Source organism: Pseudofrankia sp. EUN1h, assembly GCF_001854645.1.
GTDB classification, from domain to species: domain Bacteria; phylum Actinomycetota; class Actinomycetes; order Frankiales; family Frankiaceae; genus Pseudofrankia; species Pseudofrankia saprophytica.
Map to the genome: position 1 here is coordinate 14,857 of NZ_MBLN01000092.1, position 19,920 is coordinate 34,776.

General features: G+C 70.6%; 22 protein-coding genes and 1 riboswitch. Of the genes, 15 read left to right on the plus strand and 7 right to left on the minus strand.

The annotated features are described in order from the left end of the window. The first annotated feature begins 25 nt into the window (after positions 1-25). Both BCD49_RS35175 and BCD49_RS35180 read left to right on the plus strand, forming a co-directional pair. Positions 26-544 carry a hypothetical protein gene (locus tag BCD49_RS35175; RefSeq protein WP_131803628.1) on the plus strand — a complete coding sequence of 173 codons (519 nt, stop codon included), beginning with the start codon at positions 26-28 and terminating at the stop codon, positions 542-544. Between the two features lie 246 nt (positions 545-790). Further along, positions 791-1,432 (plus strand): DUF305 domain-containing protein, encoded by a 642-nt coding sequence (locus tag BCD49_RS35180; RefSeq protein WP_007507519.1) that lies wholly within the window; start codon positions 791-793, stop codon positions 1,430-1,432. Positions 1,433-1,598: 166 nt separating this feature from the next. On the opposite strand, the gene BCD49_RS35185 is transcribed toward BCD49_RS35180, so the two are convergent. Together BCD49_RS35185 and BCD49_RS35190 are read right to left on the minus strand one after the other, a co-directional pair. Next, positions 1,599-4,121, minus strand: a complete 2,523-nt coding sequence (locus BCD49_RS35185) for a heavy metal translocating P-type ATPase (protein WP_051466253.1) — start codon at positions 4,119-4,121, stop codon at positions 1,599-1,601. A 60-nt stretch (positions 4,122-4,181) separates the two neighbouring features. After that, positions 4,182-4,469, minus strand: a complete 288-nt coding sequence (locus tag BCD49_RS35190) for a DUF2933 domain-containing protein (protein WP_007507514.1) — start codon at positions 4,467-4,469, stop codon at positions 4,182-4,184. A 379-nt stretch (positions 4,470-4,848) separates the two neighbouring features. Between BCD49_RS35190 and BCD49_RS43310 the strand changes: the two genes are divergently transcribed. The 4 genes from BCD49_RS43310 to BCD49_RS35210 all read left to right on the plus strand — a co-directional run bounded on the left by BCD49_RS43310 (position 4,849) and on the right by BCD49_RS35210 (position 7,545). Beyond that, positions 4,849-5,463, plus strand: coding sequence for a hypothetical protein (locus tag BCD49_RS43310; protein ID WP_158072987.1), 615 nt, complete (start codon positions 4,849-4,851; stop codon positions 5,461-5,463). Between the two features lie 110 nt (positions 5,464-5,573). Further along, positions 5,574-5,819, plus strand: coding sequence for a hypothetical protein (locus BCD49_RS35200; RefSeq protein ID WP_071042375.1), 246 nt, complete (start codon positions 5,574-5,576; stop codon positions 5,817-5,819). 47 nt (positions 5,820-5,866) lie between these two features. Then, positions 5,867-6,697, plus strand: coding sequence for a methyltransferase family protein (locus BCD49_RS35205; RefSeq protein WP_007507509.1), 831 nt, complete (start codon positions 5,867-5,869; stop codon positions 6,695-6,697). A gap of 230 nt (positions 6,698-6,927) precedes the next feature. Then, entirely contained in the window at positions 6,928-7,545 is a 618-nt protein-coding gene (locus BCD49_RS35210) for a class I SAM-dependent methyltransferase (RefSeq protein WP_071042385.1), read from the plus strand. Between the two features lie 122 nt (positions 7,546-7,667). Here BCD49_RS35210 and BCD49_RS45545 read toward each other — a convergent pair whose 3' ends face one another. Then, positions 7,668-8,402, minus strand: a complete 735-nt coding sequence (locus BCD49_RS45545; RefSeq protein ID WP_232794036.1) for a C40 family peptidase — start codon at positions 8,400-8,402, stop codon at positions 7,668-7,670. On the opposite strand from BCD49_RS45545, the gene BCD49_RS45550 reads away from it, so the two are divergent. The 3 genes from BCD49_RS45550 to BCD49_RS35225 all read left to right on the plus strand — a co-directional run bounded on the left by BCD49_RS45550 (position 8,395) and on the right by BCD49_RS35225 (position 10,542). After that, the gene (locus BCD49_RS45550) at positions 8,395-8,652 is read left to right on the plus strand and encodes a hypothetical protein (RefSeq protein WP_232794037.1); all 258 of its coding nucleotides are present in this window, start codon (positions 8,395-8,397) and stop codon (positions 8,650-8,652) included. The two genes, BCD49_RS45545 and BCD49_RS45550, sit on opposite strands and share 8 nt — an antisense overlap. 61 nt (positions 8,653-8,713) lie before the next feature. Further along, positions 8,714-8,880, minus strand: a riboswitch (cyclic di-AMP (ydaO/yuaA leader). 308 nt (positions 8,881-9,188) lie between these two features. Beyond that, complete coding sequence (locus BCD49_RS35220; RefSeq protein ID WP_007507505.1) at positions 9,189-9,560, plus strand: BlaI/MecI/CopY family transcriptional regulator; 372 nt, start codon at positions 9,189-9,191, stop codon at positions 9,558-9,560. Between the two features lies 1 nt (position 9,561). Then, entirely contained in the window at positions 9,562-10,542 is a 981-nt protein-coding gene (locus BCD49_RS35225; protein WP_007507503.1) for a M56 family metallopeptidase, read from the plus strand. Positions 10,543-10,690: 148 nt separating this feature from the next. Here the strand turns inward: BCD49_RS35225 and BCD49_RS35230 are convergent, their stop codons facing one another. Continuing rightward, on the minus strand, positions 10,691-11,359 hold the full coding sequence (locus tag BCD49_RS35230) for a response regulator (RefSeq protein ID WP_007507501.1): 669 nt from the start codon (positions 11,357-11,359) through the stop codon (positions 10,691-10,693). Continuing rightward, positions 11,356-12,555, minus strand: a complete 1,200-nt coding sequence (locus BCD49_RS35235; protein ID WP_241832459.1) for a sensor histidine kinase — start codon at positions 12,553-12,555, stop codon at positions 11,356-11,358. Before BCD49_RS35235 ends, BCD49_RS35230 begins: the two co-directional genes overlap by 4 nt. A 262-nt stretch (positions 12,556-12,817) precedes the next feature. Here BCD49_RS35235 and BCD49_RS35240 point away from each other — a divergent pair, with 262 nt between their 5' ends. From BCD49_RS35240 to BCD49_RS35260, 5 genes are all read left to right on the plus strand, one after another. After that, positions 12,818-13,540, plus strand: a complete 723-nt coding sequence (locus BCD49_RS35240) for an ATP-binding cassette domain-containing protein (protein WP_071042376.1) — start codon at positions 12,818-12,820, stop codon at positions 13,538-13,540. Continuing rightward, entirely contained in the window at positions 13,537-14,277 is a 741-nt protein-coding gene (locus BCD49_RS35245) for an ABC transporter permease (RefSeq protein ID WP_007507496.1), read from the plus strand. The genes BCD49_RS35240 and BCD49_RS35245 overlap by 4 nt, the downstream gene beginning before the upstream one ends. Before the next feature lie 416 nt (positions 14,278-14,693). After that, the gene (locus BCD49_RS35250; protein ID WP_007507494.1) at positions 14,694-14,906 is read left to right on the plus strand and encodes a heavy-metal-associated domain-containing protein; all 213 of its coding nucleotides are present in this window, start codon (positions 14,694-14,696) and stop codon (positions 14,904-14,906) included. Further along, the gene (locus tag BCD49_RS35255; protein WP_007507492.1) at positions 14,903-15,847 is read left to right on the plus strand and encodes a hypothetical protein; all 945 of its coding nucleotides are present in this window, start codon (positions 14,903-14,905) and stop codon (positions 15,845-15,847) included. The genes BCD49_RS35250 and BCD49_RS35255 overlap by 4 nt, the downstream gene beginning before the upstream one ends. Before the next feature lie 31 nt (positions 15,848-15,878). Further along, entirely contained in the window at positions 15,879-18,206 is a 2,328-nt protein-coding gene (locus tag BCD49_RS35260) for a heavy metal translocating P-type ATPase (protein WP_007507490.1), read from the plus strand. Between the two features lie 193 nt (positions 18,207-18,399). Here the strand turns inward: BCD49_RS35260 and BCD49_RS35265 are convergent, their stop codons facing one another. Beyond that, the gene (locus tag BCD49_RS35265; protein ID WP_007507488.1) at positions 18,400-18,696 is read right to left on the minus strand and encodes a metal-sensitive transcriptional regulator; all 297 of its coding nucleotides are present in this window, start codon (positions 18,694-18,696) and stop codon (positions 18,400-18,402) included. A gap of 147 nt (positions 18,697-18,843) precedes the next feature. Between BCD49_RS35265 and BCD49_RS43840 the strand changes: the two genes are divergently transcribed. Continuing rightward, positions 18,844-18,996 carry a hypothetical protein gene (locus tag BCD49_RS43840; RefSeq protein WP_157845212.1) on the plus strand — a complete coding sequence of 51 codons (153 nt, stop codon included), beginning with the start codon at positions 18,844-18,846 and terminating at the stop codon, positions 18,994-18,996. Positions 18,997-19,056: 60 nt separating this feature from the next. Here the strand turns inward: BCD49_RS43840 and BCD49_RS35275 are convergent, their stop codons facing one another. Further along, positions 19,057-19,521, minus strand: a complete 465-nt coding sequence (locus BCD49_RS35275) for a hypothetical protein (RefSeq protein ID WP_007507485.1) — start codon at positions 19,519-19,521, stop codon at positions 19,057-19,059. Positions 19,522-19,920: the final 399 nt, after the last annotated feature.

The following is a 19,920-nucleotide window of genomic DNA, read 5'->3' on the forward strand; positions in this document are numbered from 1 at the left end:
CGTGTGGATCTGGAAGGATGAGGCCGTGACCAGCCCAGCTCGTCGCGCGGCCAGTCGCCTKGCCGTCCCCCGTGTCGGGGTACGCAGCCTGGTGCTGGTCGGGGCGGTGCTGCTGGGGATCCTGCTCATGCACGGCGGGCTGGGCACTCACCTCGGCGCCGGCATGATGATGGAGTCCCGGGCCGGGATGGCGCCGGCCAGCGGCGAGGTGGGCATGGCGACGCCGACGTCGGCGTCTGCGTCGTTGGTCTCGATGGCACCGGATCCCGTCCCGACCCGGCATGCCGACCACGATGTGGGTTTGGCCGGCGCGGCCAGGATGCTGACCGCCATTCCCGGCCATGACGGTCATGCGGGTGAGTTGTGCCTGGCGGTGCTGCGCTCCGTGGTGCTGTTCGCCGGTCTGCTGCTGGTGTTTCTGTTCGTCGGTGTCCGCGGCGGCGAGGCGCTGCCGGGACCACTCAGGGCCGGTCAGGGTCGGCTCCGATATCTCTCACGGCCGACGGGGCCGTTACTGTCCGCCCTCTGCGTGCTTCGTCTGTAAACCGACGCCCCCGCCCGCGCTGAAGGCCATCCGTGGCGTGCCGCGGCCCGCGATCCACATCGTGATCGCGTAGCCGGCTTGGCTGTCTGCCCGCCACATGGCGTTTGTGCCTGTGCCTGTCACACGGCGCGTCGCGCGTCCGGCGCATGACGTCGGGCGGCGGACCCCTGTCTGGCATGGACACGCGGGCGATGACGCGTCCCCGTCCGAGAACCGGACATCCAGACGACCTCTTGCGAGGGATTCATGAAACGACTCGTCATGCTGCTCGGTGCCGTGCTGGCCGCGGTCGTGCTCGCCGCGTGCGGCGGCGCCTCGACCGGTGCCAGCGCTGGTTCCGGCGGTTCCATGAGCTCGATGGGCACGACCGCCAGCGAAGATCACAACGCGGCGGACGTCGCGTTCGCACAGGGCATGATTCCGCATCACCAGCAGGCCATCGAGATGGCGGACCTCGCCCCCACCCGGGCGTCCTCGCCTGACGTGAAGGCACTGGCCCAGAAGATCCGCGAGGCCCAGGCCCCGGAGATCACGACGATGACCGGCTGGCTGACCAGCTGGGGCGAGCCAACGGCCGCGCCGAGCGCCAGCGGCGGGATGGATATGGATCACGGCGACATGTCGTCGATGCCGATGGCCACGCCCAGTGCCTCGATGGGCGGGATGATGAGCGAGGCGGACATGTCGATGCTGGAGAACGCCTCTGGCCGCGGCTTTGACCGGATGTTCCTCACCATGATGATCCAGCATCACCGGGGGGCGATCGCCATGGCGACCACGGAGCAGCGCGACGGCGACTACGGCCCGGCCAAGCAGCTGGCCGGGGCGATCGTGACCAACCAGACCGCCGAGATCACCACCATGCAGACACTCCTCCAGAAGATCTGACCCCCTGACCTGGGTGGTGGGCTCCACCAACCGGAACCCACCACCCGGGCGCGACCGGCACCTGGCATGACTCCCTTGCCACCGGCTCTGGCATCTACAGCGATTCACCAGGGTGAAGAGCCAAAGACGTCTCATCCCCACTGCTGGGCAGTCGCTGTCGAAGGACCTACCTCGCCGGGTGAACCGGCGGTCGGTCGGCGGTGACGGTGGAGACTGCCGTCGCCGGTCCAGGCACGGCGACCGTGCGGGGCAGTCGCAGACGCTTGAGAAGGATGGCGTTGACGGCGACGAGGAAGCTGGAGCCGGACATGGCCAGGGCGGCGATCTCCGGCCGGAGGGTGAGCCCGGTGGCGGGCTCGAAGACGCCGGCGGCGATCGGTAGGGCGATGGCGTTGTAGCCGACAGCCCAGCCGAGGTTCTGGCGCATCTTGCGCAGTGTGCCGCGGCCGATGAGCAGGGCCGCCGGCACGTCGAGTGGGTCGGAGCGCATCAGGACCACGTCGGCGGTTTCGATCGCCACGTCGGTGCCGGCGCCGATCGCGATGCCCAGGTCGGCGCCCGCCAGCGCCGGCGCGTCGTTGACGCCGTCGCCGACCATCGCCACCCGCCGCCCGGCCTGACGCAGCTCGGCGACCTTGGCCGCCTTGTCGCCGGGGAGCACCTCGGCGATGACGGTGTCGATGCCGAGCTGTCCGGCGATCCGCCGCGCGGTCGCCTCGTTGTCGCCGGTGAGCATGACAACCTCGACGCCGGCGTCGTGCAGGGCCCGGACGGCCTGGGCCGCGGTCGGCCTAGGCGCGTCCGCCAGGCCGATCAGCCCGGCCGCCTTACCGTCCACGGCGACAAGTACCGCGGTCCGACCGCCCGTGACCAGCGCGTCCCGACGCTCGCCGAGCTCGTCGGCCTCGACGCCTTCTCGGGTCATCAGGCGAAGGTTCCCGACCGCGACCCGGCGTCCGTCCACAGTCGCGACGGCACCGTGGCCGGGCACGTTGACGAACCCGTCCGCGTGCGGCGGCTTCAGCCCGCGGGTGCCTGCGTACCGAACAACCGCGGCGGCCAGCGGATGCTCCGATTCCCGCTCCACCGCGGCGGCCAGCCACAGCAGCTCGTTCTCGGCGACGCCGGCCGCGGCGAAGAGGTCGGTGACCTCGGGCTCTCCCTTGGTCAGGGTGCCGGTCTTGTCCAGCACGACGGTGTCGATGCGGGCCGCGGACTCGACCGCGATGGCGTTCTTGAACAGGATGCCGCGCCGCGCTCCGAGACCGGTACCGACCATGATCGCGGTTGGGGTCGCGAGCCCGAGCGCGTCCGGGCAGGTGATGACCACGACCGTGATCGCGAACAGGATCGCTTCGCGGGCGGGCCGGCCGGTGGCGAACAGCCAGACCAGCAACGTGCCCAGCCCGCCGAGCAGAGCGACCAGCACCAGCCAGAACGCGGCCCGGTCGGCCAGCCGCTGCCCGGGAGCCTTGCTGTTCTGCGCCTCCTGGACGAGCGCGACGATCTGCGCCAGCGCGGTGTCGGCGCCAACCTTGGTCGCGCGGACCCGCAGCGTGCCGTTGGTGTTGACGGTCGCTCCGATGGCCTGCGAGCCGGGCGCCTTGTGCACGGGCAGGCTCTCGCCGGTCACCATCGACTCGTCGACGTCCGACTCGCCGGCCTCCACCACCCCGTCGACGGCGATCTTGGCGCCGGGGCGGACCAGCAGCAGGTCTCCGACGACGACCTCGGCGGTGGGCACCGCGACCGGCTCGCCGTCACGTACGACGAGCGCCTGCTCGGGGGCGAGCTCGAGCAGGGCGCGGATCGCGTCGTTCGCGCCGCCGCGGGCGCGCATCTCGAACCAGTGGCCGAGCAGCACGAACGCGGCGAGCAGGGCCGCGGCCTCGTAGAAGACCTCGCCACCGCCCGTCAGTGTCACGACCAGCGAATAGACCCAGCCGGTGCCGATCGCGACCGCGACCAGCACCATCATGTCCAAGGTCCGGGCACGCAGGGCCCGCACCGCACCGTCGAAAAAGATCCACGACGACCAGAAGACCACCGGCAGGCTCAGGACCAGCTGGAACACGTCGTCCCGCAGACCGAACGGCGCGGCCACGCGGAACCCGAGCACGTCACGGCCGATCGATGACCACAGCACGATCGGCACCGCGAAGACCACGGCCACCACGAACCGGTTGCGCATGTCCGCGACCATCGCCGCCATCGACATGGACCCGTGCCCGCCATGGCCCATCGCCTCGTGCGGCGACGTCACCCGAGTCCCACCGTGCTCGTGGGCGGCGTGCCCCTCGTGGACGGCATCGGCCTGAGGCGGTTCCAGGGTTCCCACCGCCGCCCGATCCGACGTTCCGGGCACCGGGGCTGCCCCTTCAGGCCCGTGGCCACCAGCCTGAAGGGGCTCCGCGAGCGGATCACAAACATGCTTCGGAACGGACTGCCCACCGCAGTGGTAGCCACAGTCCCGGATCCAGCCGGCGAGCTGCTCGGCGGATGTCCGGGCCGGGTCGTACGTGACGACCGCGGTCTGCGCCACCGGGTTGGCCGCCACCACGACCACCCCCGGCCGGCGCCCCAGCACGGCCTCCACCCGCGCCTTCTCGGTGGCGCAACGCATCCCCGAGACCTGCAGAACAACCGTCGCGAGCGGCGGCCGTCCGGATCCGCCGTGGTGAGCGTGCATGCTCAGCTCCAATCCGGCGCGCGGCCTGGGCAGTGTTGTGAAAGGCGTGGCCAGGAACGATCAGATCCGCCTGGTCTCGCCCGACGGTGCGTCGCGGGTCGGCTTCGACGCCTCCGAGTGAGGTGAGGACGGCTGATGAGACGAAGGGCCTGGCGTGTCACGGTGCTGATGCGAACCGCCGCCGCCGTGCATGCCGTGTTCACCGTGCATGAAGAACATCGTCAGCGGGCACGCGAGCACCAGCAGCAGCGGCAGCAGGACGCCGGCCGGCAAATTGACCGTGAGGACAGCGACGACGGCGGCCACCACCAGGGCCAGCGCGAGCGACGGCAGGTTCTTCCGCGTCATAATGCTCCCCTCCTTCGGACAGACCGGGTGGCGACCGGTGAGTCGGCGGAAACGGCCTCACCGGCCGCCGCGCAGCGGCACGTCACCGGCTGGCTTCCCATCGCCGGGAACCCACCTCCGCGATGCGGTGCCAGTTTCTCTCGGCATACCCCCCGGAGGTAGGGGACCCTGCACCGTCGCGACGGGTAGATATGCACGCCGAGAGGCGTCCAAGTACCTACTACGCTTCATCGTAGGATGTGGGGTCGGCGAACGATACCGCGTCTGGGGATGGCTCGACGACCTGCCGGACTCGTCGTCACACCCGGCGCTCCGTGACGGCGACGGCTGCCGTATCGGTTGTGACGGGCCCAGACGACCTCGCAAGGGGCTGCATGGGTTGCTCAGTCTGGTTACTGCCTCCTCGGCGGGCCTTGCCTTGTTCGAGGGAACGTTCGTGCTTTATGGGCAGAGCCGGCTGGGGATCGGGCCTGCTCGGGCCAGCGTCGCGTTCATGATCTGTGGGCTGGTGATGGCGGCACTGCAGGTCGCCGCGGCCGGCGCGCTGTCGAAGGTCGCCGCCCCGACCGTCCAGGTCGCGGCCGGATTCGTCGTCATGGGAATCGGCATCGCCGCGATCGTCATCACGCGTGACTTCGCCGTCGTGCTCGGCGTGGTCGCGCTGCTCGCCGCGGGCTCCGCCGTCGTCACCCCGAACCTGTCCGCCCTGGTATCGGCCGGCAGAGGTGACCACGCCGGAGCGGCGCTGGGGATGAAGAGCACGGCGACCAGCGTCGGCCAGTTCGTGGGCCCCGGCCGGAGTCGGCCTGCTCAACTGGCGGCCCGCCTCTCCCTTCGTGCTCGCCGGCGGCCTGCTCGCGATGCTCGGCGCCGCGGTCGGCATCCTGCACTGGATGAGRCCAGGCCACGGCCATGGAGTCGACGGGCAGAGCGGAGCCTTCGACTGACGGCTGAGCACCCAAAAGCATTTTCTACTACATTGAATAGTAGGTAATGTGGCATGCGACGGCGTGCGCATCGGCCCCACCGGTCACCCCCGGTCGTCCCCTTTTCGACGGCTCAGCCAGCGGAAACACTCCTCACGAGGCACTGAGGAGGAGAGCCATGAACATGAAGAAGCACCTGCCCATCTACGTGGCGATCGCGGCAGTCGCAGTGATCGTCTTTCTCGTCGYCGGGCTGCCGTCGGCGGCTCTGGTCTCGCTCCTGCTGATCGCCGGATGCGCTCTGATGATGTTCGTGATGATGCGGGCCATGGGGATGGGAGGGAACGACCAGGACCACACCGACGACCACGCTCGCCGCACCGACGACCRCGACCACGATGACTTGCCGCGAACCCACGGGTGAGGACCGCCCGGTCAGAGGCCGAGAAGCCCTGGAGATGGCGGTGCTCGATGGCTGACGCTGCGTACGGTCTGTGGCCCCTGGTCGTTCTCAACACGTTGCTGTTCGCCGCCTTTGCGGTCAGCTTCTTCCACCCGCGGACCCGCCGAGACTGGCGGGCGATGGGAGGGTTCACCGCGTTCCTGGTGGCGCTGTTCACCGAGATGTACGGAGCGCCGCTGACGATCTACCTGTTGGGAAGCTGGCTGGGATCGCGGTTCCCGCTGCTGCGCGACACCCACGCGGGCGGGCATCTATGGAACGACTTGATCGGCTGGAAGGGTGATCCGCATCTCAGCCCGTTCCACCTCGCCAGCTACGTGTTCATCGGCGGCGGCTTCTGGCTGATCGCCGCTGCGTGGCGGGTGCTGCACGAGGCAGCCCGGACCGACAAGCTGGCCGTCACCGGCCCCTACGCCCGGGTCCGGCATCCCCAATACGACGGTCTCCTTCTCGTCATGGTCGGCTTCCTGCTGCAGTGGCCGACCATCCCCACACTGGTCATGTTCCCGATCCTGGTCGCCGTCTATGTTCGGCTGGCCCGTAGCGAGGAACGGGAGGTGGCCGCGCGGTTCGGCGAACGCTGGTCGGCCTATGCCGCGTCTACTCCGGGGTTCCTGCCACGGCGCCGTCACGGCGACACGGGCACTGGCGACGCCGAGGGCACCGGCCCTGACACCGGTGGGCGCGCGGACGCCGGCCGGACCTTCACCGGGCCTGACGTCACGGATGCCGACGCTGCCGCAGGCCGGCGCGGTGGCGGCGGGTCCGCGGCGCGGGCACCCGCCCGTGGCGACGATCACATCTCTCGCCGGGTAGAAGCCGGGCACCGCCCGTTCTGAGTAGCGCGAGGACGCACCCTCGGCGGCTCCGGCCAGGCTGTGCCGCGGACCGGTCCGTGACCTGCGTCGCCTCCTCCTGGTCGGCAAGCAGGCCGATTGGTGGCCTGGTGTCCGGAAGCAGCGCGGCTCAGGCTGGGAAACAAGGACGACCCGGGCTGGAAGGGTTGTGAGCGGTGAGGAATGATCTGTCGGCCTTGCAGCATCCCCGGTTCGCCCGGTCCTACCCACGGATGAGCGCCGAGTCCGACCGGCGTGGCTCGGCCGCCCACCGCGACCGCCTGCTCGCCGGACTCGCAGGCCGGGTGCTGGAGATCGGGGCCGGCCACGGGCCGAACTTTGYCCACTATCCGCCGGAGGTGCGCGAGGTGGTGGCGGTCGAGCCCGAAGACCAGCTGCGCGGACTCGCCAGCCAGGCCGCGGCGGACGCCCCCGTGCCGGTGCGCGTGATCGCCGGCCAGGCGGGTGCGCTTCCCGGGTGCGACGGAGAGTTCGATGCCGTGGTGGTCTCGCTGGTGCTCTGCTCGGTCCCCGACCCAACCAGTGCGCTGGCCGAGGTCCGCCGGGTGCTTCGGCCGGGTGGGCAGTTGCGGTTCTACGAACACGTGCGGTCCGAGCATCGACTGCGAGGGCTGGCCGAAGATCTCATCACGCCGCTGTGGGCGAAGGGCGGTGGTGGCTGCCACCCGAACCGCCGGACGGCCGAGGCCATTCGCGCCGCCGGCTTCGCCGTCGAGGAGATCGCCCGGTTCACCTTCCGACCCCTGCGGTTCCTTCCGTCGACCGCCCACATCCTCGGCCGCGCCCAGCGGCCACTCGACGACACAGCCGCAGGCCACCAGGCGCAGTAGACCGGGTACGAGGCCGGATGACCGCATCGTGAGGACCGATCGCCGACGCGTCCTTGCTCGGATGCCGCCGCGGGTGCCCGCGGGCCGGACGGTGGGACCGGCCCACGGGCACCCGTCTGGTCCTACCGCACCCTGCCGACGTAGTAGGACGAGGTCCAGATGGCCTCGAGCTTGACCACGTCACCGCTCTTCGGCGCGACCCAGATCTTTCCGTCGCCGGCGTAGATGCCCTCGTGGTAGATCGACCCCGGCTCGCCGAAGAAGATCAGATCCCCTGGCTGTTCGGAGCCGCGCGAGATCCGGGTCGTCGCCGCGAACTGCTGGTCGGTGGTGCGGGGCAGCGTGATGCCGAGCTGCTTGTAGACGTACTGCACCAGCCCCGAGCAGTCGAAGTCGTACGGCCCCTCCGCCCCGTACACATATGGCTTGCCGGCCTGTAGTGATGCCAGGTACACCGCCTTCTCCCCGATCGTCGTCGCGCCGGTGGGCGCGTCGGCGATGGTCTCGCCCGCGGGCCCGCGGGCGGCGGCCGGGGCGGCGGTCGCGGGCGGCGCGGGGCGGACGCGGACGACCGCGGCGTCGGAGGTCGCGGCGTCCAGCTCCGGGCCGCCCGCGAATGTCGCCCTGATCTGGGTGGTCGTCAGGACCCGCGCCGCGTAGCTGGCGTAGCCGCCCGCGTCCGTGCGTAGTGCTTTGAACGTCGTCCAGCCGGTCGGGAACAGTGCCTGGACGAGGATGTCCTGGTCCGCGAGGGCACCGCCGCCTCGGGTGGTGAGCCGGAAGCCGACCTCGACCGGCTCGTCGGCGTTCACCGTGACGTCGGGGACGGCCGGCGTCAGCGAGACCGCCGTGCGCACGTGGAGAGAGACCGGCAGGGCCGACCCGGAGGTGGAGGCCGCAGCGGGAGTCGTCTCGGTGCCCAAGGCCGCGCCCAGGGAGTTCGCGGTGATCCTGTGCGCTCCGGTGTCCGTGTCCGCTGCGCCGGGGCCGAGAGAGCCAGCCAGTGCCACCCCGGACACGGCCACGGTGCCCGTGGTGATCACCGCGAAGGTGGCGCGGCTCGAAGTCCGAGCCAGCAGCGTCCCCGAGCGGGCGCGGGCGCGGTGACGACCGCGCCGGGCCGTGGCGGGACTCCGTTCGGACGTTTGTGGTTCGCGTGCCTGCACGTGAAACCTTTCCCAGACGCCTGCGAGGTGAGCTGTCGGGTTCGGGCTGGGAGCCCGGCCGGCCGTGTCGAACACGCCCGGCTTCACCCCAAGGGCGCCGCCGGAGGGATGCGGCGCCCGGTGGAACGTGGTTCCCCCGCTCCTGCCCCGGCTGCGTCGGAGGGGTATCGCCGGACCGGGGGCAGGACTCGGCGTTCGGTCCGACGGCGATAGCGGGCACAGCCTAACAACTACACGCCATAGTAGGTCGCGTGGGGTGGATGGCACCGGCCGCGGCCATCGGAACTGCTCGGACCACAAACCCCCGCAGCCGACAGCCGCCGGACGTCGGTCCGAGGTCCCTTGGTGTTTTCGTGAGCGCTTCCCCCGATGGCGGCCGATCCGCCCGGTCGACGGCCGCCGAGCCGTGACACCATCGCAACGTCCGGAGACGCGCTCCGGCACACTCCGCATGGGCGGGCGGGTGATGGAGGCGGAATGGAGCTGTTCGGCGACCTCGAGGCCGAGGTGATGGACCGGATGTGGGCACGCGTGGAAGCCGCCACCGTGCGCGACATCCTGGAGGAGCTGCAGCAGGCCCGTCCCCTCGCCTACACCACGGTCATGACCGTGATGGATCGGCTCTTCCAGAAGGGCTGGCTCACCCGGGAGCGGGTCGGCCGCGGGTACGTCTATGCCACGACGCTMACGCGCAGCGAATACACCGCCCGGCAGCTGAACGAGGTGCTGTCCGGCACCGACAACCCGGGGATGGCGCTGCTGCACTTCGTCCGGTCGATGGACGCCGCCGAGGCCGAGGCGCTGGGCGACGCGCTGCGCTGGCGGGCCCAGGAGAAGGGCACCGGCTGACGTGGCGGCCCCGCTGCTGACCGGCTACATCCTGATCATGCTGTTCCTCGCGCCGCGGCTGCTGCGCGCCGCCGGCTGGACCCGCAGGGCGCCGAGGCTGGGCATCGGCGTCTGGATCGCCGCGTGCCTGTCCGCGGTCGCCGCGGTCTGCCTCGCCGGCGCCCTGCTGGTCGTGCCACTGCTGACCGTCGGCCACGCGATCATCTCGCTGGTCATGGCGTGCGGCATCTCGCTGCACCACATCTCCCGCACCGCTGTGTCGCTGGCCATGGACGCAGCTGGAATCGGTGTCCTGGCGGTCATCGCGGCGCGCATCATGTACGCGACGGCGGCCGTCGCATGGCCGCAGCGGCGGTTGCGGCGCCGGCACGCCGCCGCGTTGCGGATGGTCGGCCGTCGCCACCCCGCCCGCGGCGACATCCTCGTCGTCGAACACCCCGTCCCGGCTGTCTACTGCCTGCCCGCGCGGCGCCGCCTCGTCGTCGTCTCCGAGGGCGCCCTCTCGCTGCTGGACCCGCCGTTGCTGGACGCCGTGATCGCCCACGAGCACGCCCACCTGCGTGGCCACCATTACCTGATCACCACCGTCACGGCGGTACTGGCCCGCGCTTTCCCCCGACTGCCGCTGTTCACCGTCGCTGACGACGAGGTACGCCGCCTGGTCGAGATGGCCGCCGACGACAGCGCCGCCCGCCGCACCACCCCACGTACCGTCGCCTGCGCCCTGTTGGACCTGGTCGCCGGCCAGGTACCTGCGCCCGCGCTCGGGATGGCCGGCGTCGGTGCCGCCGAACGAGTGCGCCGTCTGCTCGCCCCCAGCCGTCCCCTCAGCCTGGCCGCGCGCTACCTCGCCGCCGCCGGCGCCGCCGCGTTGCTACTCCTGCCGGTCGCCGTGCCGACGGTGCCAGCCCTCGTCGACGACGCGACCCACTGTCCTCCGGCCACCACCGCGGCGGACGTCGCGGCACGCTCCGCGCGCTGATCTCGCAGCCTGGAACGAGCACGCAAACGAGCATTGATAGCCGGCGACCTGGACAGGGCTGCCTTGATGCGGTCGGCCAGCTTCTGCTCGTCTGCTGGGCCACGCCGGCCTGCGCGTTCGACGGCGGTGGCGAGAGACGACCGACAGGTCAGGGCGCCATCGTGCCGCCGGGCTGGTTGATTCCGGTCTCGTAGGCGAAGATCACTGCCTGGATTCGGTCGCGGAGGCCGAGCTTGGCCAGGAGCCGCTTGGCGTGGGTGCGGACGGTGGACTCCTCGACCACCAGGCAGTTCGCGATCTCGCGGTTGGACAGACCCCGCGCCATCAGCTCGAGGACCTCGCGTTCGCGGCGGGTGAGCTCGGCGAGCTCCCGCGTCCCAGCCAGCTCCGGGACGGGTTGCCGGGCCATCCTGTCGATCACCCGCCGGGTCACCGACGGTGACAGCAGCGCGTCGCCGGCCGCGATGGTATGCACCGCGGCGATGAGCTCCTCGGGGCGGGTGCGCTTCAGCAGGAAGCCTGAGGCGCCGGCGCGCACGGCTCCGAACACGTAGTCGTCCTGCTCGAAGGTGGTCAGGATGAGCACCCGGGTCTCCGGCACGCCGCGCGTCAGTTCGCGGGTAGCAGCGATGCCGTCCAGGTCGGGCATCCGTACATCCATGAGCACGACCTCGGGCCGGTGCTGTCGCGCCAGGGAGACGGCCGCGCGGCCAGTGGCGGCCTCGCCGACGACGGCGATCGTCGGGTCGACGGTGAGCAGCTCCACCAGGCCGGCGCGCATGAGGTGGTCGTCGTCCGCGATGACGATCCTGGTCATGCGGCGCGCCCGGTGCGCGGAAGCCGCGCCTCGACGCGGAACTCGCCACCGTGCTGCCGGGCCGTCAGCGTGCCGCCGAGCAGGCTGGCGCGTTCGCGCATGCCGGCGATGCCGTGGCCGCCCGCGCCCGCGCCGGCGTTCGCGGGGACGGGGTTGGTGACCGTCAGCGCGAGGCCGGCCGAGTATGCGTCGATCGTGACGGCCACGGAACCGGCGCCGTGCCGCGCGGCGTTGGTCAGGGACTCCTGCAGGATGCGGTACGCCGCCTGATCGACCGCCGTGACCAGGACGTCCGGATCACCTTGGCGGGATACGGATACCCGCAGGCCGGCGGCTCGGTGCTGGGCGACGAGTGTGTCCACCGAGGCCAGACCGACCGGCGACTCGACCGCGAGATCGCCCGTCTCGTTCGCTTCACCGGCGCGCAGCGAGCCGACGATCTGGTCGATGTCGGCCGCCGTCTGGCGGGCGACCGACTCGATGTCGGCCAGCGTGGCCAGCGCGCGCCGTGGGTCGTTGCGCAGCCGCGCCGCCCCGGCGCGTACCGCGATCACGTTCAACGCGTGTCCCGCCGAGTCGTGCAGGTCGCGGGCGATGCGGGTTCGTTCCTCGGCGACGGCGAGCCGCAGGTTCGCCGTCGCCGACTCGGCCGCCCGGTGCGCGCGCTCGTGCAAAGCTTCGATCTGCTGGCGTCGCAGCCGGGCGCGCTCGCCGGCGAGCCACGCCGCGGCRCAGGCCAGGACAGTATGGCCCAGGTCCACCGCCACCCAGCCGCTGGCGGCGATCGTGACCGCGAGGTAGGCGGTGAGCAGCCCCGCGACCGTAAGCGTCGTGCGCCGCGACCATGCGGCGGTGTCMCTGCCGCCGGCCAGGAGGTAGAGCGCGACGGCGGGCCCGATCGGCGGCCACAGCGCCTGGCCACGCGCGGCGAGGCCCAACGCCACGACAGTGCTGGTCGTAAAGGTGCCGAGCGGTGCGATCCGCCACCCGGCAATCGGGAGGCTCGAGGCAGCCAGCAGGACCAGGTCGGTCATCTCGAAGCGGTCGCCGTGGGACAGCCCGACCAACCAGCCACTGAATACCCCCGCCGCGATCGCCGCGTCGAGGAGACGAGGACGACGCCGTCGGGCCGGCGCCGTCGCCGCCCGGGAGACGAAGAGAGTGAAGGGATGGTGCGGGATCGCCGCGGTCGCCACGCCGCGAGCGTAGCCCGCGCGAGCTGCGTTCGGATCCCCCCACGGGGGGACACTGGTGGACGACCCGGGGACGGTGGAGATCCACCTCATGGGTGTTCTGCGCGTCGGCGGACGGACCTAGCGTCGCCGGGGTGCTGACCTTGCCTCCGACGACGTCCGCGACCGCCTCCGGGTTCGCGGATCGTCCCGTCCTCCATCTCGCGGTCATCGGCGTCGTCGTGATCGCGGTCGTGGTTGTCCTCGTCGTCCGCCGAGGGCGCTCATGAACGGCACGCCACCGGTCGTGGCCGTCGAAGGGCTGACCAAGCGGTACGACGGCCAAGCCGTCGTCGAGGACCTGACCTTCCACCTCGACCGCGGCCAGATCACCGGGTTCCTCGGACCCAACGGGGCCGGCAAGTCGACCACACTGCGACTCCTGCTGGGCCTTGCGTCGCCGTCCAGCGGCACCGCCCGCGTCCTCGGCAAGCCCTATGCCGACCTCGGGGATCCGGCGCGCACGGTAGGCGCCGTGCTGGAGTCCAACGACTTCCACCCCGCCCGGTCGGGTCGCGACCACCTCAGGGTGCTCGCGCTGGCGTCCGGTATCGGACGTGCCCGCGTCGATGAGGCGCTGGAGACCGTCGAGCTGACGGCCGCCAGCAGCAGGGCGGTGAGGACCTACTCACTCGGGATGCGCCAACGGCTCGGGCTCGCGGCCGCGCTGCTCGGCAACCCCGAGCTGCTCGTCCTCGRCGAGCCCATCAACGGGCTGGACCCCGCCGGCGTGCACTGGCTACGCGCATTCCTGCGGAGCTACGCCGATCAGGGCGGCACCGTGCTCGTCTCCAGCCACGTGCTCGCCGAGGTCGCCCAGACAGTCGACCGCGCCCTCATCATCAGCCGGGGCAGGCTGGTCGCCGACCGGCCGATCAGTGACTTCGCCCAGGACGGTCAGACCTTGGAAACGGCCTATCTCGCCCTTACCGCGGTGGTGGCGCCATGAGGCGGCAGCTACGCTCCGAGTTCGCCAAACTCACCAGCACACCGGCACTGGCGGGCCTGCTGGCCACCCTGGTCGGACTGGTCGCGCTCGCCATGGCGCTGCACGGCTACGGCCTGGCCACCGACCGCCTCGCCACCAGATCCGAGCAGCTCGGTGTCTTCGTTGATGTGGGTGCCAATCTCGGCGCCCTGTTTGCCGCCCTGCTCGGCGCCCTGTCGATCACGGCGGAGATCCGGAGCGGCACCATCCGGCCAACCCTGCTCGCGACCCCACGACGTACCACCGTGATCAGCGCGAAGGCCGTCTCCGTGTGCGTGACCGGACTGCTCGTCGGGCTGCTCTCGACCGGAACCGCCGCGGGTGTCGGCGGGCTCGCCCTGCACCTGCGCGGGCTCGCGGTCCAGCTCACGGCGAGCGACTATGCCCTGCTCCTCGGCGGCGGCGCGGCCGGCGGCGGGCTGCTCGCCACGATGGGTCTGGCCGTCGGCGCTGTTGTCCGTGGCCAGGTGCCGTCCCTCGTCGCTGTCTTCGCCTGGCTGTTGTTCGTCGAGAACCTGCTCCTGGAACTGCCAACGGTGCACCGGTTCGCTCCCGGCGCGCTGGCCCAGGCACTGGCGGGCCAGGACCGCGCCGGCGCGCTGCGCAGCCCCGGCGGAGCCGCGGCCCTGCTGACGGTGTACGCCGGTCTCGGCCTCATCGCCGCCATGCTGGCGACATCCCAGCGCGACGTTCCCTGAGGCCCACCAGACCGACGCCGCCACGATCGACACCTTCACCACCCTGGTCGTGCTCGTATTCGACCGTGGAACCTGCCGGCTGGAAGCTACCGACGCCGCGCCCGTCCTGATACTCGAAGGTGAGCGCTTGCCGTGGTAGTCGTCGCCCGGAGGCTCGCCTTGTCCGGTTCCGACGATTGACGGCTGGCCGAGGTCGCCGACGACCGGGGGTACCCATCGGCTGTCGGGCTCAGCGCGCCACGACATCACGGCTGTCGCAAGATCGTCAGACGGTCGTGGACGCATGTACCCGCGGACCGTCGCGCTCTTGTCTGTCCGCTCTCCGCGCTCTCGCGTTGACGGGATACCCGGAGGGGGTATAAACATGACCGTGAGATACCCCACCGGGGTATATGAGGTTCGAAGGGGCGAATGGGATGACCACGAGCGAGTACCAGGTCACGGGCATGAGCTGTGGGCACTGCGAGGCCTCGGTCCGAGACGAGGTCGGCAAGATCGCCGGTGTCGAGGACATCCAGGTAAGCGCGCGGACCGGCCGCCTTGTCGTGACCGTGACCGGGCCGGTGGACGACGCGCAGGTGCTGGCCGCCGTGGACGAGGCCGGCTACGAGGCGGCCCCGGTCCGATGAACGTCCCGACCCGGCTCGGCGCCTATGCCACCGGTCTGGCGCTCCTGTTCGGCGGCGCCTTCGCCGTCGGCGCCGGCGCTGTCCCCGACTCGATGGTCGCCTCGTGGACGAGGACAGCACAGGAGAGCTCGATGGATCACACCTCGACGCAGGCTTCAGCCAGTGCCCCGCCGGTGCACGGGCTCTCGATCGAGCAGGACGGATATCTGCTCGGCGAGGTGGCCGCGCCCAGCCGGGTCGGGAAGTCCGGTGTCCTGTCCTTCCACGTACAGGGCGGCGACGACCACCCGTTGACGGCGTACACGACGTCGCATGACAAGGACCTTCACCTCATCGTGGTGCGTTCGGATGGCACCCAGTTCCGTCACGTGCATCCGACGATGAGCTCGGATGGGACCTGGTCGATCCCGTGGACGTGGAACGCCGCCGGCACCTACCGAGTGTTCGCCGACTTCGTGCCCGCCGACCGGGACACCTCTGAGGCCCCTGACGTGACCCTTACCCGCACGATCGACGTCGCCGGCGACGTCATCCCGGCCCCAGCCACTCACACCGCGACGACGTCGCAGGTCGGCGGATTCACCGCCTCCGTGCACGGCGCCCTGCGCGCCGGCGAGATGTCAGACCTGACTGTCGAGATCACCCGCGCTGGCAAGCCGGTCACCGCCCTGCAGCCCTATCTCGGCGCTTTCGGCCACTTGGTCGCGCTGCGCGCGGGCGACCTGACCTACCTGCACGTCCACCCCGAAGGCGGGGAACCGGCCGCGAGTGACCTGTCAGGCCCGAAGATCGGCTTCATGGCCGAGGTACCTACCGAGGGCCGCTACCTGCTCTACCTCGACTTCCAGGTCGACGGACAAGTCCACACCGCGACCTTCGTCCTCGACACCACGTCCGGCACCGCGGGCGACACCGTCACCGACGTACACACCGGCCATTGATCCGAGAAGCGCGGTAGGAGCGAGAACCACCATGGCCACATCCCCGGCCCCGTCGGCACCGTCCGTAACCAGCGTCGAACTCGAGATCGGCGGGATGACCTGTGCCTCGTGCGCGATGCGGATCGAGAAGAAGCTCAACAAGCTCGACGGCGTCGCGGCGTCGGTCAACTACGCCACCGAAAAGGCCAAGACCACCGTGCCGACGGGCTATGACCCGCAGCTCCTGATCGCCGAGGTCGAGAAGGCCGGCTACACCGCGAAGCTGCCCACACCGCCGAAGGCTGCCAACGGCTCCGCAGACGCCGCGCAGGAACAGCCCGACCACGAGCTGCTCACACTACGGAACCGGTTGGCCGGGACCGTGGCGTTGACCGTCCCGGTCATCGTGCTCGCCATGGTGCCCGCGCTGCAGTTCACCTCCTGGCAGTGGGCCTCTCTCGCGCTGGCCTGGCCAGTGATCATCTGGGCGGCGTGGCCGTTCCATCGAGCGGCGTGGACCAACCTGCGGCACGGCGCTGCCACGATGGACACCCTCGTCTCGATCGGCACCCTCGCGGCGTTCGTCTGGTCGTTGTACGCCCTGTTCTGGGGCACCGCTGGCACTCCAGGGATGAAGCACGGCTTCGAACTCTCCGTGACCCCGACCGACGGCGCCGCCAACATCTACCTTGAGGTCGCCACCGGCGTGACGATGTTCGTACTCGCCGGCCGCTACTTCGAGAAGCGGTCCAAGCGCCAGGCCGGCGCCGCGCTACGGGCCCTGCTCGAACTCGGCGCCAAGGACGTCGCGGTGCTGCGGGACGGAGTCGAGAGCAGGGTCCCGGTCGAGGACCTGGCGGTGGGCGACGAGTTCGTCGTCCGCCCCGGGGAGAAGATCGCAACCGACGGAGTCGTCGTCCTGGGAACCTCGGCGATCGACCTGTCGATGCTCACCGGCGAGTCCGTGCCGGCCGAGGTCGGCGAGGGCGACACCGTCACCGGTGCCACCGTGAACGCCGGCGGCCGTCTGGTCGTGCGCGCCACCCGGGTCGGCGCCGACACCCAGCTGGCCCAGATGGCCAGGCTGGTCGAGGACGCCCAGTCCGGCAAGGCGGAGGTCCAGCGGCTGGCTGACCGGGTGGCTGGCGTCTTCGTACCGGTCGTGATCGCCATTGCCGTGGCGGTCCTTGGAGCCTGGCTCGGCGCCGGGTTCCCCGCGGCCGCCGCGTTCACCGCCGCCGTGGCCGTGCTGATCATCGCCTGCCCGTGCGCCCTGGGACTGGCCACCCCGACCGCGCTGCTCGTCGGCACCGGCCGCGGCGCCCAGCTGGGAGTGCTCATCAAGGGCCCCGAGGTCCTGGAATCCACCCGCCGGATCGACACCGTCGTTCTCGACAAGACCGGCACCGTGACCACCGGAAAGATGACGCTCGTCGAGGTGGTCACCGCTGACGGCGTGGACCGGGCCGAGCTGCTACGCCTGGCCGGCGCCCTTGAGAACGCCTCCGAGCACCCCATCGCGCAGGCGATCGCGAAGAGCGCCACCCAGCAGGTCGGCGACCTGCCGACGCCGGAGGACTTCGCGAACATCGAAGGCAAGGGCGTTCAGGGCGTCGTCGAGGGCCATGCCGTGCTCGTCGGCCGCCAGTCCCTGCTCTCCGACTGGTCGCAGCACCTCACCGCCGAACTGGTCGAGCGCAAGGCCCACTTCGAGCAGGCTGGAAGAACCGTTGTCGCGGTCGGCTGGGACGGGGAGGCCCGCGGCCTGCTGGCCGTGGCCGACCAGGTCAAGCCGACCAGCCGCGAGGCGATCAACCAGTTCAAGGCACTCGGCTTGGCGCCAGTGCTGCTCACCGGCGACAACCGGACGGTGGCCGACCAGATAGCCGCCGAGGTCGGCATCGATCAGGTCATCGCCGAGGTCCTGCCCGCCGACAAGGTCGACGTGGTCAGGCGGCTCCAGTCCGAGGGCAGGGTCGTCGCGATGGTCGGCGATGGCGTCAACGACGCCGCCGCGCTGGCCCAGGCCGATCTGGGCCTGGCGATGGGCACCGGTACCGACGTCGCGATCGAGGCCGCCGACATCACCCTGGTACGCGGCGACCTGCGCAGCGCCGCCGACGCCATCCGGCTCTCCCGTCGAACCCTCGGCACGATCAGGACGAACCTGTTCTGGGCCTTCGCCTACAACATCGTGGCGATCCCGCTCGCCGCCCTCGGCCTGCTCAACCCGATGCTCGCCGGCGCCGCGATGGCGTTCTCCAGCGTCTTCGTCGTCGGCAACAGCCTGCGCCTGCGCTCCTTCACCAGCCAGGCGTTGGACAGCGCACCCTCGACGAACGCACCGCGCACGGACTCACCGCGCCTCGCCAACGCGTGACAACACGACACCGGCCCCGCTCCCAACAACGGGGCTGGTGGAAGATATTGACGGGCCGTCGCCGTCGCCGTCTTCGCCGGCAGCGGCGAGGGGCTGACCCGCAGCCGTGGCCGCCGTGTGAGGCGAGTGTTGCCCGGGGCTGGCCACGAGCGACGGGCCGGCCCCGAGGCACCCATGAATGCCTCGGGGACGGTCAGCCGCGTTTCATCAACCGGCCGACCGCGGCCATCATCTCGGTCGCCATCTCGTCGGCACGTCCCTCGGCGGCACCCTCGTGCATGCAGTGGCGGGCGTGTCCGTCGAGCAGGCCGAGCGCCACCTTGTCGAGCGCCGCCTGGATGGCGGATATCTGGGTGAGCACATCGATGCAGTACCGGTCGTCGTCGACCATGTTCTGGACGCCGCGCACCTGCCCCTCGATGCGGCGCAGGCGCGACTGCAGTTGGTCCTTGGTGGCGGTGTAACCGCGGACCGTGGCGGGTGTCTCCATGGATCGACGGTATAACCCCCCGGGGGTATTTTCACCTGTGAGAGTAGAGAGGTGCTCCTACCGGCGACAAGGTCTTGCCCTGGCGAGCACGTCGACGTGGTCGTGGCCGACACGCTGGATCGGTTGGCGGCGACTGAGGCTGGGCGGATGCGGGTGCTGGGCATGCTGCGCGACGCGGGGGTACGGCTCCTGATCGCCCGGGATGGGATCGACACCGGCGACTGGATCGGCGCTGGGCTGGTCGACTCCCTGATCGGCCCGCCCGTGGTGGGCAAGGCCCGTGCGGCGGCGTCCTGGTGAGCGGCGAGAACGGCTGGCCGGCGGCGCGGCCACATGCCCATGTCGTCCAACCGCCGCTCGTTAGGGCAGATCCGCATCCCCGCCGAGATTTGCGATCATTCGTCGCAGGACGTTGAGTGCGGCGACGTACTCCGACGTTGCGATGCCATCGTGGATTTGCGCCAGCGCCTGGTGGCTACGGTCGGCGGCCCGGGTCCGCCCCGCTTCTCCGTCCTCAGTGAGACCGAAGGTGCCTGCCTGTGTCTGAGTCATCCAGCCGCGCTCGAGCAGATCGTCGATGACGCCGTCAAAATCACTGCCGAGATCGTCGAACGGTGACAGCCGTTGGATCAGATGCGTGCGATCCCACTTGCCAGGAGCGCCCGCGACATGGTTGAGGATCCACCAATGCGGCTGGGTGAGCCCCTCGACCGCCAGATCCGCGCGGATCCGGCCGACAACTCTGCGGTAGGTCTCGCCGCTCCAGTACCCGATCGGCTGCGCCGCYAGCACCTCGTCGGGATACCCCTTGATGCCCGGGACCATGACAGTCCTTCCCTCCGGCGCGTGGCAATGCGTCCTGGCCGGATAGCAACATTCCGACGTCAGGCGATCACGCTAGAACTTCAACCGAACTTGAGGTCAAGGGCATACCGGTCTGGAAAAAGGTACAGGAAGTCCGCGACGATCTTGGCGCGCACTTGGCGCACACCGCTGAGTCGGGTTATCCGATCTTCGGTGATGCTTTACCTCTCGGTCCTACCTGCCGCTTGGCGGCCTGCGCCGGGCTTCAGTTCTGGTCGTGGGTTCGGGGTCGCTTGGCGGCGTGGCCGCCGTGTGCGGGGGGTGGCGGCGTCGGGCGGGGTGGCCTGCCCCTGCTCCTGAGGTGCGAGGGCCTTGGCCTGGGGCGGAGCAGCCCGGGTGGTCTTTGCTCTCCCGCGCGCA

Bases quoted from the DNA above. Each gene is read 5' to 3' on its own strand.
- BCD49_RS35180 (WP_007507519.1), top strand. From the start codon at position 791: ATGAAACGACTCGTCATGCTGCTCGGTGCCGTGCTGGCCGCGGTCGTG.
- BCD49_RS35185 (WP_051466253.1), bottom strand. From the start codon at position 4,121: ATGCACGCTCACCACGGCGGATCCGGACGGCCGCCGCTCGCGACGGTT.
- BCD49_RS35190 (WP_007507514.1), bottom strand. From the start codon at position 4,469: ATGACGCGGAAGAACCTGCCGTCGCTCGCGCTGGCCCTGGTGGTGGCC.
- BCD49_RS35205 (WP_007507509.1), top strand. From the start codon at position 5,867: ATGGCTGACGCTGCGTACGGTCTGTGGCCCCTGGTCGTTCTCAACACG.
- BCD49_RS35230 (WP_007507501.1), bottom strand. From the start codon at position 11,359: ATGACCAGGATCGTCATCGCGGACGACGACCACCTCATGCGCGCCGGC.
- BCD49_RS35245 (WP_007507496.1), top strand. From the start codon at position 13,537: ATGAGGCGGCAGCTACGCTCCGAGTTCGCCAAACTCACCAGCACACCG.
- BCD49_RS35250 (WP_007507494.1), top strand. From the start codon at position 14,694: ATGACCACGAGCGAGTACCAGGTCACGGGCATGAGCTGTGGGCACTGC.
- BCD49_RS35255 (WP_007507492.1), top strand. From the start codon at position 14,903: ATGAACGTCCCGACCCGGCTCGGCGCCTATGCCACCGGTCTGGCGCTC.
- BCD49_RS35260 (WP_007507490.1), top strand. From the start codon at position 15,879: ATGGCCACATCCCCGGCCCCGTCGGCACCGTCCGTAACCAGCGTCGAA.
- BCD49_RS35265 (WP_007507488.1), bottom strand. From the start codon at position 18,696: ATGGAGACACCCGCCACGGTCCGCGGTTACACCGCCACCAAGGACCAA.
- BCD49_RS43840 (WP_157845212.1), top strand. From the start codon at position 18,844: ATGCGGGTGCTGGGCATGCTGCGCGACGCGGGGGTACGGCTCCTGATC.